Source organism: Arsenicicoccus dermatophilus, assembly GCF_022568795.1.
GTDB classification, from domain to species: Bacteria; Actinomycetota; Actinomycetes; order Actinomycetales; family Dermatophilaceae; genus Arsenicicoccus; species Arsenicicoccus dermatophilus.
The window spans coordinates 1-14,451 of sequence record NZ_JAKZHU010000004.1; the positions used below are offsets into that span (position 1 = coordinate 1).

Below are 14,451 nucleotides of genomic sequence, written 5' to 3' on the forward strand. Positions count from 1 at the left end.
CGGGCCACCGGCCGCTGCGCCATCAGGTCGGCGTCGGTGAAGCCGTTGCGCTCCTTGAGGTCCGCGCCCACGCAGAAGGCCTTGGGGTGGGTCGACGTCACCACGACCGCGCGCACCTCCCCGCGGAGCGCCAGGTCGGCGAGCGCCCGGGTGGCCGCGCCCAGGTCGCGGGCCATGGCCGTGGAGACGGCGTTCATCGCCTCGGGCCGGTCGAGGGCGAGCTCGGCGACGTGGCCCTCCTGCCCGTGGCGGGCGATGGTGACGTTGTCGAAGGTCGGCGTGGTCATCGGCGAGGCTCCTGTCGGGCGCGCCTGCCTGCGCGGGGCCGCGCGGGGCGGTCGGCGCGGTGGAGCGCGGTGCCGTCACCACCGAGCGTGACGACCTCGGCGAGCCGCAGCGCGTCCAGGGTCGAGGCCGGCACCGCCCGCTGCAGCAGGGAGGGGTCACCACCCCGACGCCGCGCAGGGTGCGGGTGCGTTGCCGTGCGGTCCGCAGCTCGGGCACGCGACGCTCTACCAGGCACGGCGACCTGGTCGCCGAGGACCTTGCCGCACGTCACCATCTCCGCGGTGAGCCGGGCGGCGCGGTTGACGGTGTCGCCGAAGACCGCCGACCGGCAGACGAGCTTGCCGTGGGCGAGGCCGACGCGCACCGGCGGGAGCAGCTCGTCGTGGCGGATCTCGTCGACGAGGTCGACGGCAGCCGGGCGCCGTCGACGGGGTCCTTGGTGACGAAGAGCACCTCGTCGCCGACGGTCTTGATGACCCGACCGGCACGCTCGAGCAGGTCGTCGGAGCACAGGGCCTCGAAGCGTTCACCGACCTGGGCACCTTCGCTCGGACCGGACCTGCGCACGCTCTACGTCACCACCTCGGCGAACCTCCCCGCAGGCGATGACCCCCAGGCGGGAAGCCTGTTCGCCGTCGTCGGCGACCATCCGGGCCGTGGCGGCGGCCAGGTGTCGCCGCCAGGCGTAGACGAGGAGCGGCTCGAGGGCGTCGGCGAGCTCCTGGCGACCTTCTCCGCCGCGGCGATCTGGCGGTGGCCTCGTCGGGCTCGGCCTGGTCGTGGGGTGGCCCTCGTCGGCCACGAGCTGCGCGCGGCGCAGCCTTCCACGAGTCGCTCGCCGCGCACGTCACCGAGATCGCCGTCCTCATCGCCCTGATGGGCGTCGGCACTGGCGATCGAGCCCCTGATGTGGCGGTCCTGGCGGACCTGGGGCAAGTCCCAGCGCGGCTGCTGCTGATCGATCTGCCCGCTGCGCACCAGGGTGGCGCTGCTGGCCGATGGCGTCGAGGTCGTAGCGCGAGAACACGGTGTCGTCCTGCGGGCCTGCGGGGAAGCCCAGGGCCTTCCTGGCCTCGGCGGTGCGCACCGAGACGCCGACGGTCAGGAGGGCGAACCCGACGGCGGTCGCGGTCCAGGGGCCCGCCGAGGAGGCCGGGCTCGGGACGCGCTCTCCAGGCGCGGGTACGCGATCGGGCCTGGGCCACCAAGGGGCCGGGGTCGGCCTGTGGCCTCACTGGCTGGCTGCCTCCTCCCGGCCACGCAGACGTTCGCCAGGTCGGCCAGCCAGATCGCCGGGGACGCGTCCGAGGGCATCCGCCAGTCACCGCGCGGCGAGAGCGACCCGCCCGCGACGACCTTGGGGCCGTTGGGCAGCGCCGAGCGCTTGAACTGCTGGGTGACGAAGCCTTCGGCAAGCTGGTGTTCCGCGCCCACTGGGACAGCCTGCGCCTCGCGGACGTGGGCGAGCCGCTCCTCGGCATCGCGCTGATCTGCACGACGTACGGGCTGACCGAGCTCGCCCACGGCTACGGCTTCCTCGCGGTCTTCGTGTGCGCGCTGGCGCTGCGGGCGGCGGAGCGCGGCCACGAGTACCACGGACGCCTGCACCTGGCCATCGAGCACCTGGAGGCCATCCTCACCCTGCTCATCCTGATGCTGCTCGGGGTCTCCCTCAGCTCCGGGCAGCTCGCCGGCCTCACCTGGCCGGGCGTGATCGTCGCCGCCGCGCTGGTCTTCGTGGTCCGCCCGCTCGCCGGCTGGCTCTCCCTGTGGCGCACCAGCACCCTGGACTCACGCGAACGCTGGACGACCGCAGTCTTCGGCGTCCGCGGGATCGGCACGATCTACTACCTCGGGTTCGCGACCAGCGAGCACACCTGGGACGACGAGCGGACGCTGTGGGCGACCGCGACCTTCGCGATCCTGCTGTCGGTCGTGGTGCACGGTATGGCGGCGACCCCGGTCATGCATCACCTGGAGGAGCGGCGCGAGCGGATGCGGGCCCGGTGGGAGGCGCGTTCCGGTCGCCGCAAGGAGCGGGGCGGGCAGCGTCGGGCGCAGGCGCAGCAGCGCGCCGAGCGCTGACCCCGCCCGCGCCTCGCCCGCCCGCGCCCCGGTCACCCGCTCGTCGGGCGCTCGCCGCCCGGTCACCTGCTCGCCCCCACTCCCGTGCGTTCTCGGGCCAGGCTGGCCCCGTTGAGTACGTTTTGACGCCTCTTTGATCGTGCCACGGGGCCAGCCTGGCCCCGTGGGGGCGGGCGTCGGCCGTGGCACCGGTGCCGGGGCGGGCTCGGCCCCAGGCCTCGTGGCCCCAGTCGGTCATGGCGCGCCCGGACGCCCGCCTGGCAGCGCGATAGCGCGGAAGGGAGGTGACCAGCGTGGCCGGCGACCGGTCGAGCAGGACGCGTGCCTGCGGGTAGCCGGTGACGCGGTGGTAGTCGTTACAGGCCCCAGATCGAGCAGACGAAGCCGTTGACGACGTGGGCGACCTTGTCGGCCGCGGGCGAGGGGTACTCCTCGAAGAAGGTCTCGGCCCTCCCGTCCGCCGCGCGCTCGTGCGCCACGAACCAGTGCTCGCGAAGGCCGCCGGGGTGATCTGCCGGTGGTGGCGATAGCTGCGAAAGGTGCTGTCCAGCAAGGCCCGCCACTGCTGCCCGCCCGTGGTCTCCCACAGGGTGGCCAGCACCGACAGGGTCATCCGGGTCATCCCGGAGACCCGGCCGCGGAGGTCGAGCCCGAGCTCACCGCCCTCGTGGTCGCCGCGGTGCACCCACCAGGTGGCGCCCGTCGCGTGGTCGGCCTGGGTCAGTGCGGCGGCGTGGTCCAGGGTCCGCAGGATCCGGTCGAGCCGCCGGGGGTCGCGGTCGAGGCGGTAGGACCAGAGCTGCGGCAGGAGATACCAGGTGGTGGTCGTCAGCCGGTGATCCGGCAGCGCACGGTCCCGCCCTGGAGCACGAGTCCGTCGACCGAGCCGACGGGCGCGAGATCGAGGTCGAGCGGACAGGGACGGGTGTATGTCGTGAAGAACGGCGACCACGGGCCCAGGTCGTACCCATGCCTCGTGGTCCGCCACACGGTCGCCGGAGGGTTCCAGGCCAGCCGACCCGGACCCGCCAGGTCGCCGGACGGATGCTCGCGGCCGATGTCCGTCGGCAGTGGCAGGCCGAGGCCGGCGCTGAGCACGCTGCGCCGCGTGGGCGTCGACGACGCCGTCCCTGCGGTCGTGCATCCTCCCGGCAACGCCATCTGCCGAGAGACTACGTTCAGTGATCACTGCAGGTGAAGACGTGGTAGCTCGTGATCTCAGGGCGCTCGCCGCGCCTCGCCCCGCACCACGGGGAGAGGCGCGGCACTCACCGTGCGGCGCGCACCGGCGCGCACCGGTCCGAGCACGGGTGCCGGCCCGGCGCGCGACCGGTCAGCAGCGGGGCGTCCCGGAGTCCTTCCGTGGCTCCTGCTCTCGCGCCACCCCGCCGATCGTCGGCCGGAAGTCGCTCCCGAGCTGGGTGACCGCGAGCCGCCCCACGAGCTGCTGCCGGGTGGTGGTGCGCTCGGCCCGCCCGGTGGACAGGAAGGCGATCGCCCAGTGCAGCAGCGTCGTCACCCGGTGCTTGAAGCCGACGATGTTGATCAGGTGGACGACGAGCCACGCCAGCCACGCGGGCAGCCCGGTCAGCTTGAGCGGCCCGATGCTCGCGATGGCCCCGAACTTGCTGATCACGGCCATGGACCCGCGGTCCTGGTAGCGGAACGGCGACCGGTCCCGCTCCCCGCGGACCTCTGAGGCGATGACCTGCGCCGCGTGCCGTCCGCCCTGGATCGCCACCTGGGCCACCCCCGGGAGCTCGTCCAGCGCCATCATGTCGCCCACCACGAAGATCTCGGGGTGGTCGGGCAGCGTCAGGTCCGGGGCGACGTGCACCCGCCCCGCGCGGTCGACCTCCGCCCCGGTCTGCTCGCCCAGCTGGCGCCCGAGCGGGCTGGCCTGCACGCCGGCCGCCCATACCTTGCACCCGGCCTCGATCCGCTGCGTCGACCCGTCCCGGTGCCTGACCGTCACCGAGTCCTCGTCGACGTCGGTGACGAGCGCGTCGAGGACGACGTCCACGCCGATCCGCTCCAGCTCGCGCCGGGCCTTGCCGGACAGGCGCTCGCCGAAGGACCCGAGCACCGCCGACGCCCCGTCGAGCAGGATGACCCGGGCCTGCGCCGGGTCGATCCGCCGGAAGTCGTCCTTGAGCGTGTGGACGGCGAGATCCCTGATCTGACCGGCCATCTCGACGCCGGTGGGACCGGCCCCGATGACCACGAAGGTCTGCAGGCGCTCGCGCTCGGCCGGGTCGTCGGTGAGCTCGGCGACCTCGAAGGAGCCGAAGATCCGGGCGCGCAGCTCCAGGGCGTCGTCGATGGTCTTCATCCCCGGGGCGTAGGTCGCGAAGTGGTCGTTGCCGAAGTACGACTGGCCGGCGCCTGCGGCGACGAGGAGGTAGTCGTAGCGGTGGGTCGTGGTGTGTCCCAACGCCTCCGCGGTGACGGTGCGGGCGGCCACGTCGATCGCGGTGACCTCGCTCATCAGGACGGTCACGTTGTCCTGGCCGCGCAGCACCTCGCGGGTGCTGGGGGCGATCTCGCCGGGGCTGAGGATGCCGGTCGCGACCTGGTAGAGCAGCGGCTGGAAGAGGTGGTAGACGGTCTTGCCGATGAGGGTGACGTCGACGTCGACATCCTCGAGAGCCTGGGCCGCGAAGAGCCCTCCGAAGCCGGACCCGATGATCACCACGTGCGGACGAGTGTGAGCCATGCCACTGAGGCTACGCTTACCTCGGCGGGCTTGTGCGAGTTGTCACAAGCCCTGTCCGAGGCCGGCAGCAGCGCGGCGGGCGACCCCGCGAGAGGGGTCGCCCGCCGCGGATCGACATACGCCTCACATGCGCTCGGGCGTCTCCACCCCGAGCAGGTCCAGGCCCTGCACGAGGGTGCGTAGCGTCAGTGCGCACAGGGTGAGCCGCGACTGCTTCGTCTCCTCCTGGTCGGCCTTGAGCACCGGGCACTGCTCGTAGAACGACGAGAAGGTCTGGGCCAGCTCGAACAGGTAGGTGCACAGCCGGTGCGGCTCGTAGACCGCGCCCACCTGGGCCACGACCCCGCCGAAGTCGAGCAGCTTGAGCGCGAGCTCGCGCTCGGCGGGCTCGGTGAGCCGGATCGGCGCGTCCTGCTCGGCGGGGTCGGTCATCAGCGTGCGGAAGATCGACCGGATCCGGGCGGTGGCGTACTGCAGGTAGGGGCCGGTGTTGCCGGTGAGGGCGAGCATCCGGTCCAGGTCGAAGACGTAGTCCGAGTCGTGCGCCACGGACAGGTCGGCATACTTCACACCACCGATCCCGACCTGGCGGGCGATCCGGGCCCGCTCGTCCTCGGGCAGCTCGGGCCGGGCCTGGTCGATGTAGGCCCGCGCGTGCTGCACCGCCTCGTCCAGCAGGTACATCAGCCGCAGCGGGGCGCCCGACCGGGTCTTGAGGATCTTGCGGTCCTCGCCGAGCACCGAGCCGATCTTGACGTGCTCGACCTCGACCTGCTCCGGCAGGTAGCCCGCCCGCCGCGCGGTCTCGTAGACCATCTGCAGGTGCAGCGACTGGGTGACCCCGATGACGTAGAGGATGCGGTCGGCGTGCAGGTCCTCGACCCGGTGCTTGACGGTCGCGACGTCGGTGGTGCCGTAGCCGTAGCCACCGTCGGACTTGCGGATGAACAGCGGCACCGGCTTGTCCTCGCGACCGGTGAAGCCGGGCAGGAAGACCACCAGCGCACCGTCGTCCTCGGTCGCGATCCCCTTGGCCTGCAGGTCTGCGCAGATTCCTGGCAGGGCGTCGTTGTAGGCCGACTCCCCGGCCAGGTCGGCGTCGGTCAGCGTCACGCCGAGGGTGGAGTAGACGCGGTTGAAGTAGCTCTTGGACAGGTCGTAGAGCTTGCCCCACAGTCGCAGCGTCTCCGGGTCGCCGGCCTGCAGCCTGACCACGCGGGCCCGGGCGCGGACCGCGAAGTCCTCGTTGTCGTCGAACTTCACGCGCGCGGCCTGGTAGAACGCGTTGGGGTCGGTCTCGACCACGTGGGCCTCGGGGGAGTCCTCGCCGACCTCGAGCAGGTGCTCGACGAGCATCCCGAAGGGCGTGCCCCAGTCGCCGACGTGGTTCTGCCGGATCACCTGGTGGCCGAGGTGCTCCAGGGTGCGGGCGAGGGAGTCGCCGATGATCGTCGTGCGCAGGTGCCCGACGTGCATCTCCTTGGCGACGTTGGGCGCGGAGTAGTCGATCGGGATGATCTCCCGCTCCTGGGTGGCCACCCCGAGCCGCGGGTCGGCCTGCGCGGCCTGGGCCTGCTCGGCGATCCAGGAGTCGGCGAAGGTGATGTTGACGAAGCCGGGTCCGGCGACCTCGGCCGAGGCGACCGGTCCGTCGGTGGCGAGGTGGTCGACGATCGCCTGGGCGACATCGCGGGGCTTCTGGCCGAGCCGCTTGGCCAGGGCCATGGCGGCGTTGACCTGGACGTCGGCGAACTGGCTGGGTCGCAGCACCGGATCGGCCCCACGGACGTCCTCGCCGAAGGCGGCGACGAGGGCGGACTGGACAGCCGGGGTGAGGGCTTCGATCGGGGCAACCATAACCACAGGTTAGTGCTCACCATGCCCTGGGCACGAACACGTTCCACGTCCGCGGATCCTCGTCGCGGCCAGCGGTGCTGCAGGCGCCGACCGCTCGCTTAGGCCCCCCTAACTTAGGGTGTGCTAACTTCGCCCCCGTGATCGCCCCCTACCGCCTGCACGACGTCGAGGTGAGCGCTGTCCGAGAGGTCTCGCCGCACCTGCGACGCGTGACCGTCACCGGAGCCCTGCTCGACCGGGTCGCGCCGCGCACCCTGGACCGCCGGATCAAGCTGGTCCTGCCCCGCCGAGCAGGTGACGACCTGAGGGACCTGCCCCGCGGCTGCGACTGGTGGGCGGGGTGGCGGGCCATGACCGACCCGCCGCCCGTGCGGACCTACACCGTCCGTCAGGTGCGTCCGCAGCGACGCGAGGTCGACGTCGAGATGGTGCTGCACGACGGGGCCGGCCCGGCCGGGTCCTGGGCCGCCACCGCCGCGCCGGGGGACCGTCTGGCCGTCGCCCTGCCTCAGGCGCACCACCCGGACGCCCACGACGTCGGGATCGCCTGGCGCCCCGGCACGGCCACCGAGATCCTCCTCGCGGGCGACGAGACGGCGCTGCCCGCGATCGCCAATATCGTGGCGGAGCTCCCGGAGAGCACGACGGGCCAGGTGTATGTCGAGGTGCCCACCTCGGCGGACCGTCCGGGGCTGCGTGCCCCGGCGGGGGTGACCGTGCACGAGGTCGCCCGCGACGGTCGTCCCCACGGCACCGCCCTGCTGACGGCCGTCCGGGACACCGGGCAGCCCGCGCCCCCGCCGCAGCCGGGTCCCCGCCGCCGCAGCAGGCTCGACCCGCCGGTCCCGCCCGGGCCCGACGAGCTGCTGTGGGAGGAGCCGGAGCCGGGCCCCGGCAGCCACTACGCGTGGCTGGCGGGGGAGAGCTCGGTCGTCCGGGAGCTACGGACCCACCTGCTGGGCGAGCGCGGGTGGCCCCGGCAGCGGGTGGCCTTCATGGGCTACTGGCGTCGCGGTCGCGTCCATCCGTGAGCGGTCCCGCCCACCCGCATCCGTGAGCACATCCCTGCGTCTTCTCGACCCATCATGTCCACCCCATCCCGCTCAGAAGGAACCATGAACCCTCTCTCCACCCCCCTGCCGCGCCGGGCGCTGCTCGGCGCGGCCGTCGTGGCCCTCGCCTCCGCCTGCTCGTCGGGCCCGGGCCCGACGAGCACCTCCTCCGGCGCGGCCGGTGCCGCTCGCACCGCCACCGGCTCCTCCGGCGCCTTCCCCGTGCAGGTCAAGCACGCCCTGGGCACCACCACCATCCCGGCCGCGCCCCGGCGCGTCGTCACCCTCGGCCAGGGCGCCGCAGAGACCGCCATCGCGCTCGGCACCGTCCCCGTGGGCACCGAGACCTTCGCCTGGGGCGCCGACAAGGACGGGCACCTGCCGTGGGTGCGGGAGGCGGTGACCAAGGCAGGGCAGCCCCTGCCCACGACCTTCCCCGGGGGCGAGCAGGTGGCGGTCGAGAAGATCGCCGAGCTCAAGCCGGACCTGATCCTGGCTCCCTGGTCCGGGGTGACCAAGGAGCAGTACGCCGAGCTGTCCGAGATCGCTCCGACCGTGGCCTACGACAAGGCTCCCTGGGCCACGACCTGGGACGGCGAGATCCGGGTGGTCGCCAAGGCCCTCGGCAAGCCCGCGGAGGGCGAGCAGCAGATCCGCGCCATCGAGGCGCGGTTCGCCGAGGCGGTCGCCGCCCACCCGCAGTTCCGCGGCAAGACCTTCTCCTACGTCTACACGACCGGCCCCGGCACGCTCGGGGTCTACCTCCCCACCGAGCAGCGGGTCGCCATGATCGCCAAGCTCGGTCTGACCCCCGACCCGGCGATCGCGTCGTTCGCGCCCGCGGACGGCAGCGACCACGCCCTCATCGGCCTGGAGAACGCCGACCGGCTCAAGGGCTCCGACCTGATCTTCACGTGGTACCTCGACGAGGCCTCCAAGAAGCAGGTCCTGGCCCAGCCCCTGTATGCCGGCATACCGGCCGTGCGTCGCGACACCGTCGTCACCTCCGGGGACCGACAGCTGGTGACCGCCATGTCGATGATCAACCCGCTGACCGTCCCGTGGGCCCTGCCGCGGCTCACCCCGCTGATCGACGCGCAGGTCGCCCGGCTCGGCGCCTGACATGAGGCCGCTGCAGGCCGGCGCCCTCGTCGGCGCGCTGCTCCTCGCCGTCGGCGCCAGCCTGGCCCTGGGGAGCCGACCGGTGTCCCTGCCCGAGCTGGCGGACGCGGCCCGGGGACTCGGCGACGAGCACGTCCAGGCGGTCTGGGCGACCCGGGTGCCTCGCACCGGGGTCGGGCTGCTGTGCGGCGCGGCGCTCGCAGCGGCCGGGTCGGCCCTGCAGACGGCGACCCGCAACCCGCTCGGCGACCCCGGCATGCTGGGGCTGTCGGCCGGGGCCTCGGCCGGCATCGTCGGCGTGATCACCCTGTCCGGGGCCTCCGGTCTGGGGATCGTCGGCGGGGCCTTCGTCGGTGCGCTCGTGGCGACCGCCGCGGTGATGCTGCTCGGTGCCGGCGGTCGTGAGCCGTCGGGCGCCCGTCTGCTGCTCGCCGGCGCCGTGGTCTCCGCCGCGCTGATGGCAGGCAGCCAGGCCGTCTCCCTGCGCAGCCCGGCAGCCTTCGAGGCGCTGCGCTACTGGGGAGCCGGCTCGCTGTCCGGCGCCGCAGGCGTCTCCTGGCCGGTCCTGGCCACCCTCGGCGCCGGCCTCATCGGGCTCGTGGCGGCAGGCCGCGGCCTGGACGCCCTGGCCCTCAGCGACGAGACGGCCGCCTCCCTGGGGCACCACCCGGCCCGGCTGCGGGTCCTCGTGCTCACCGCCGTCGCCGCGCTCACCGCCGCCACCGTGGCCCTCGCCGGTCCGATCGCCTTCGTCGGCCTGGCCGTCCCGCACCTGGCCCGGGCCCTGGCCGGCGGCTCGGCCCGCCGGCAGCTGCTGGTCTCGGCCGCCCTCGGGCCGGTCGTGCTCCTCGGGGCCGACGTCCTCGGCCGGGTCGTCGCCCGACCGGGCGAGGTGCCGGTCGGCGTGGTCACCGCCGTCCTCGGCGGCCCCCTCCTGCTCGGTCTGCTGCGCCGCCGTCGGGGGATCCTGTGACCGCCCGCCGCCCCTCGCTCGTGGTCCTGCTCCTGCTCGTCCTCCTGACGGCCGTCGCGGTGGCCACGCTCGCCGCCGGCCGGCTCGGCATACCTCCCGCGCAGCAGCCCGCCGCCTGGCAGGACCTGCTGACCGGGGACGGCAGCCTGGTGATGCGTCGCCTGCGCGGCCCCCGCCTCGTGGTGGGGCTGGGCGCCGGGGCCTGCCTCGGCCTCGCGGGGGCGCTGCTCCAGCGGGCCACCGGCAACGTCCTGGTCACCCCGGACGTCCTGGGGGTCACGGCCGGCGCCGGCGCGGGGGCCGTGGTCGCCGCGGTGCTGCTCGACGCCCCGACCGCGACGGGCTCCGTCCTGGGCGCGGCGCTCGCGGCGGTCGCGGTGCACGTCGCCACCGGGCGTGGATATCGCCTGCCGTCGGCGGTGATCATCGCGGGCATCGGCACGACGGCCGTCGCCGGGGCCGTCACCCAGCACCTCCTGCTGGTCGTCCGACGCGAGGAGGCCACCGCGCTCACGGCCGCGCTGACCGGCAGCCTGTCCGCCCGGACCTGGGATCAGGCGGTCGGTGTCGTCGCAGCCCTGGCGGCACTCGCCACCGTGGCGCTGACGATCAGGCGGCCCCTGGAGCTGCTCGCCCTCGGTGACGACGCCGCGCACTGCCTCGGCGGACGCCCCGACCTGACCCGCACCGTCGCCACCGTGCTGTCGGTGGCGCTCACCGCCGCGGCCGTCGCCGTGGCCGGCCCGATCACCTTCGTCGCGCTCGCCGCTCCCCAGATCGCCCGCCGGGCGCTTGGCCAGGAGCCGTTGCTGACGGCCGCGCTCACGGGCGCGCTCGTCGTCTCTGCCGCCGACCTCGCCGTCCAGCAGGCGCCACCCGTCGCAGGTCTGCCCGTCGGCGTGGTCACCGCGGCCCTCGGCGCCGGAGTCCTCGCCCTCACCCTGGGGCAGGCGTGGCGGCGAGGAACCCTGTGAACCCTCAGACCGGGAGGACCCCATGAGCCTGTCGATCCAGCTGACCGGCGTGACCGTGCGCCACGGCGACCTGGTCGCCGTCGACGACGTCACGGCCACCCTCCCGGCAGGCGGGTTCACCGCCGTCCTCGGGCCCAACGGGTGCGGCAAGTCCACCCTGCTGCGCACCGTGGCGGGGATCCTCGCCCCGCAGGCCGGGACGGTGCGCATCGGCGAGCGGGCCCTGGCCGCGCACCCCCGTCGCGAGCTGGCCCGCACCGTCGGGCTCCTGCCCCAGCAGCCGCCCGTGCCGCCCGGCCTCACCGTGGCCGACCTGGTGCGGCGCGGGCGACACCCGCACCGCTCCTGGCTGCGCGCGGCGGGTCCGGGTGACGAGGCGGCCGTCGAGCGCGCGATGACCCAGGCCCACGTCCACGACCTGGCAGACCGCCCCCTGACCGACCTGTCCGGCGGCCAGCGCCAGCGCGCCTGGCTGGCGCTGGTGCTCGCGCAGGAGACCCCGGTGGTGCTCCTCGACGAACCGACCACCTTCCTCGACCTGGCCCACCAGTACGCGCTGCTGGACCTGTGCGCCGAGCTGCAGGAGTCCGGTCGCACCCTGGTCGCCGTGCTGCACGACCTGTCCCAGGCCGCGGCCTACGCCGACCACGTCGTGCTCCTGCGGGCGGGGCGCCTCGTGGCCGAGGGGCCGGCCCGCGAGGTGCTCACCCCCGAGGCCCTGGCCCGCACCTACGACATCGCCTGCCACGTCGACCTCGACGCCCCGCACGGAGGACCCGTGATCGTGCCGCTTCCCCGAGGGTGACGCGGCCCAACCCACGCTCCTCGGGCTCCCCCGCCCACCCCGGTCACGTCGCGTTCACGTGCGGGCGGTTGGATGGACGGGCACCCGTCATACCTCCCGGAGGCAGTCATGGAGCAGGTCCCGCACATCGTCACCGAGCCGATCGACGCGCCCCCGCAGCCCGGCGCCGAGACGGTGTCCGCGCAGGAGGTGCTCGGCACCCCGGTCGACGGCACCGGCAAGCGGATCGGCATCCTGACCAGCGGCGGCGACGCCCAGGGCATGAACGCCGCGGTCCGAGCAGCCGTGCGCACCGCCCTGCACCTGGGCGCCGAGGTCTTCGCGATCTACGAGGGCTACCAGGGCATGGTCGACGGCGGCGACGGCATCCGGCAGGTCGGCTGGGACGACGTGGGCAACGTCCTGCACCGCGGCGGCACGATGATCGGCACCTTCCGCAGCAAGGACTTCCGCGAGCGGGAGGGCCGTATGGCGGCGGCCCGGCACCTGCTCGAGCGCGGCATCGACCGGCTCGTGGTGATCGGCGGGGACGGCAGCCTCAGCGGGCTGGACCTCTTCCGGGCCGAGTGGCCGGAGCTGCTCGCCGACCTGGTCGCCGCCGGACGGGTCACCCGGGAGACCGCCGACGCCCACCCGGCCCTGATGATCGCGGGCCTGGTCGGCTCGATCGACAACGACCTGGTCGGCACCGACATGACCATCGGCGCCGACTCGGCCCTGCACCGCATCGTCGACGCCATCGACGCGATCGCGAGCACCGCCGCCAGCCACCAGCGCTCGTTCGTGGTGGAGGTCATGGGACGGCACTGCGGCTACCTCACGCTGATGTCCGCGATCGCGGGCGGCTGCGACTACGCGCTCATCCCCGAGCACCCGCCCGCCGACGGCTGGGAGGACCGGATGTGCGCCGAGCTGCGTCGCGGTCGTCAGGCCGGGCGGCGCGACTCCATCGTGGTCGTCGCCGAGGGGGCGCAGGACCGCTCGGGTGCGCCGATCACGGCGGCCTACGTGCGGGAGACGCTCGAGCAGCGGCTGGGGGAGGACACCCGGGTGACGATCCTGGGTCACGTGCAGCGCGGCGGGCGACCCAGCGCGTTCGACCGGTGGGCGTCGACCTGGCTGGGTCACGCAGCCGCCCACGAGGTGCTGTCGGCCACCGCCGACACCGAGGGCCACGTCATCGGCATCCGCGGCAACCGCATCGCCCGGGTCCCGCTGGTGCAGGCCGTGGAGCGCACCCGGGAGGTCCCGGCGGCCATCGAGCGCGGCGACTACGACCGAGCGATGACGCTGCGTGGCGGCTCCTTCACGGAGATGACCCAGATCTTCACCGAGATGTCTGAGCCCCCGACCCCGCACGTCGACGGCGAGCCTCGGCGGATCGGCATACTCCACGCCGGAGGCCTCGCGCCCGGCATGAACACCGCGGCCCGCGCGGCCGTGCGCCTCGGGATCGACCGCGGCCACACGATGCTCGGCATCCGGGGCGGCTTCCCCGGCCTGCGGGACGGCAAGGTGTCCGAGCTGTCGTGGGCGGACGTGGAGGGGTGGACGGCGCTCGGCGGCGCGGAGCTCGGGATCCGGCGGAGCGTGCCGGAGATCGAGCACCTCTACTCCATCGGCCGATCCCTGGAGGAGCACCGCCTCGACGCGCTGCTGGTCATCGGTGGGTGGAATGCCTACCAGGGCACGCACCTGCTGTGGCAGGAGCGGGACCGCTACCCGGCCTTCCGGATCCCGATCGTCTGCGTCCCGGCGTCGATCGACAACAACCTTCCGGCCTCCGAGCTCGCGATCGGCGCCGACACGGCCCTCAACGTCGTCGTGGACTCCATCGACCGGATCAAGCAGTCGGCCTCGGCGCGGCGGCGGTGCTTCGTGGTCGAGACCATGGGGCGCTACTGCGGCTACCTCGCGCTGATGGGGGGCCTCGCGGGGGGTGCCGAGCGGGTCTACCTCCACGAGGAGGGGATCACCCTGGACGACCTCCAGCGGGACGTCGCACGGCTCCGGGCGTCCTTCGACCACGGGCGGCGGCTGTTCCTCGCCGTCCGCAACGAGCGGGCGAGCGAGCAGTACACGATGGACTTCCTCGCCCGGCTCTTCGACCAGGAGGGCGGGGAGCGGTATGACGTCCGCCAGGCGGTCCTCGGGCACGTGCAGCAGGGCGGGGACCCCTCGCCCTTCGACCGGGTGCTGGCCACCCGGCTCGTCGCGCACGCCGTGGACCTGCTGACCGAGGAGCTGACCGCCGGCGGGGACGCCGCGCAGCTCGTCGGGCTGGTCCGCGGCCGGGTTCGCTCGACCCCCGTCGCCCGGATGCACGACCTCATGGACCTGGTTCACCGGCGGCCCCGGGACCAGTGGTGGCTGGACCTGCGGCCCGTGGTGACGGCCGTGTCCGAGCCCGCCGACCAGAGCTCGTCCCTGATCTGACCTGGGGGGATGCCTCCAACCTGGAAATTTCCTGGAATTTTTGGTTCCCAGGTTTGCCGTCCCGTCACCCTGGGCATTCATCTGAGTAGCGAAGCACCGTGGTCCTCGGCCAGCCGGGGGGTTGCTTCCCATCACGTACCTGG

Annotated in this window: 13 protein-coding genes; 7 read left to right on the forward strand and 6 right to left on the reverse strand. The window is 73.8% G+C overall.

The window, feature by feature from the left end; genetic code table 11:
- On the reverse strand, positions 1 to 287 hold a 287-nt coding region (locus MM438_RS15090), incomplete at its 3' end, for an enoyl-CoA hydratase-related protein (protein ID WP_241454233.1).
- Positions 284 to 652 carry an adenylate/guanylate cyclase domain-containing protein gene (locus MM438_RS15095; protein WP_241454234.1) on the reverse strand — a complete coding sequence of 123 codons (369 nt, stop codon included), beginning with the start codon at positions 650 to 652 and terminating at the stop codon, positions 284 to 286. The genes MM438_RS15095 and MM438_RS15090, both read right to left, overlap by 4 nt.
- A 1,055-nt stretch (positions 653 to 1,707) precedes the next feature.
- On the opposite strand from MM438_RS15095, the gene MM438_RS15100 reads away from it, so the two are divergent.
- Positions 1,708 to 2,373: a cation:proton antiporter domain-containing protein gene (locus MM438_RS15100; RefSeq protein ID WP_241454237.1), complete on the forward strand. Its 666-nt coding sequence runs from the start codon at positions 1,708 to 1,710 to the stop codon at positions 2,371 to 2,373.
- 356 nt (positions 2,374 to 2,729) lie between these two features.
- On the opposite strand, the gene MM438_RS16485 is transcribed toward MM438_RS15100, so the two are convergent.
- The 4 genes from MM438_RS16485 to argS form a co-directional block, all read right to left on the reverse strand.
- Positions 2,730 to 2,852: a hypothetical protein gene (locus MM438_RS16485; RefSeq protein WP_277628421.1), complete on the reverse strand. Its 123-nt coding sequence runs from the start codon at positions 2,850 to 2,852 to the stop codon at positions 2,730 to 2,732.
- Positions 2,853 to 3,201: 349 nt separating this feature from the next.
- A complete protein-coding gene (locus MM438_RS15105; RefSeq protein ID WP_241453543.1) occupies positions 3,202 to 3,471 on the reverse strand; it encodes a hypothetical protein in 270 nt (89 codons plus the stop codon).
- 235 nt (positions 3,472 to 3,706) lie between these two features.
- A complete protein-coding gene (locus MM438_RS15110; protein ID WP_241453541.1) occupies positions 3,707 to 5,089 on the reverse strand; it encodes an NAD(P)/FAD-dependent oxidoreductase in 1,383 nt (460 codons plus the stop codon).
- 123 nt (positions 5,090 to 5,212) lie between these two features.
- The gene (argS, locus tag MM438_RS15115; RefSeq protein WP_241453539.1) at positions 5,213 to 6,946 is read right to left on the reverse strand and encodes an arginine--tRNA ligase; all 1,734 of its coding nucleotides are present in this window, start codon (positions 6,944 to 6,946) and stop codon (positions 5,213 to 5,215) included.
- A gap of 137 nt (positions 6,947 to 7,083) precedes the next feature.
- Here argS and MM438_RS15120 point away from each other — a divergent pair, with 137 nt between their 5' ends.
- From MM438_RS15120 to MM438_RS15145, 6 genes are all read left to right on the forward strand, one after another.
- On the forward strand, positions 7,084 to 7,977 hold the full coding sequence (locus MM438_RS15120) for a siderophore-interacting protein (protein WP_241453537.1): 894 nt from the start codon (positions 7,084 to 7,086) through the stop codon (positions 7,975 to 7,977).
- An 84-nt stretch (positions 7,978 to 8,061) separates the two neighbouring features.
- The gene (locus tag MM438_RS15125; protein WP_241454239.1) at positions 8,062 to 9,120 is read left to right on the forward strand and encodes an iron-siderophore ABC transporter substrate-binding protein; all 1,059 of its coding nucleotides are present in this window, start codon (positions 8,062 to 8,064) and stop codon (positions 9,118 to 9,120) included.
- A 1-nt stretch (position 9,121) separates the two neighbouring features.
- Entirely contained in the window at positions 9,122 to 10,093 is a 972-nt protein-coding gene (locus MM438_RS15130; protein ID WP_241454241.1) for a FecCD family ABC transporter permease, read from the forward strand.
- Entirely contained in the window at positions 10,090 to 11,067 is a 978-nt protein-coding gene (locus MM438_RS15135) for an iron chelate uptake ABC transporter family permease subunit (protein WP_241454243.1), read from the forward strand. Before MM438_RS15130 ends, MM438_RS15135 begins: the two co-directional genes overlap by 4 nt.
- Before the next feature lie 22 nt (positions 11,068 to 11,089).
- Entirely contained in the window at positions 11,090 to 11,872 is a 783-nt protein-coding gene (locus tag MM438_RS15140; RefSeq protein ID WP_241454247.1) for an ABC transporter ATP-binding protein, read from the forward strand.
- 108 nt (positions 11,873 to 11,980) lie between these two features.
- A complete protein-coding gene (locus MM438_RS15145; RefSeq protein ID WP_241454249.1) occupies positions 11,981 to 14,308 on the forward strand; it encodes a 6-phosphofructokinase in 2,328 nt (775 codons plus the stop codon).
- Positions 14,309 to 14,451: the final 143 nt, after the last annotated feature.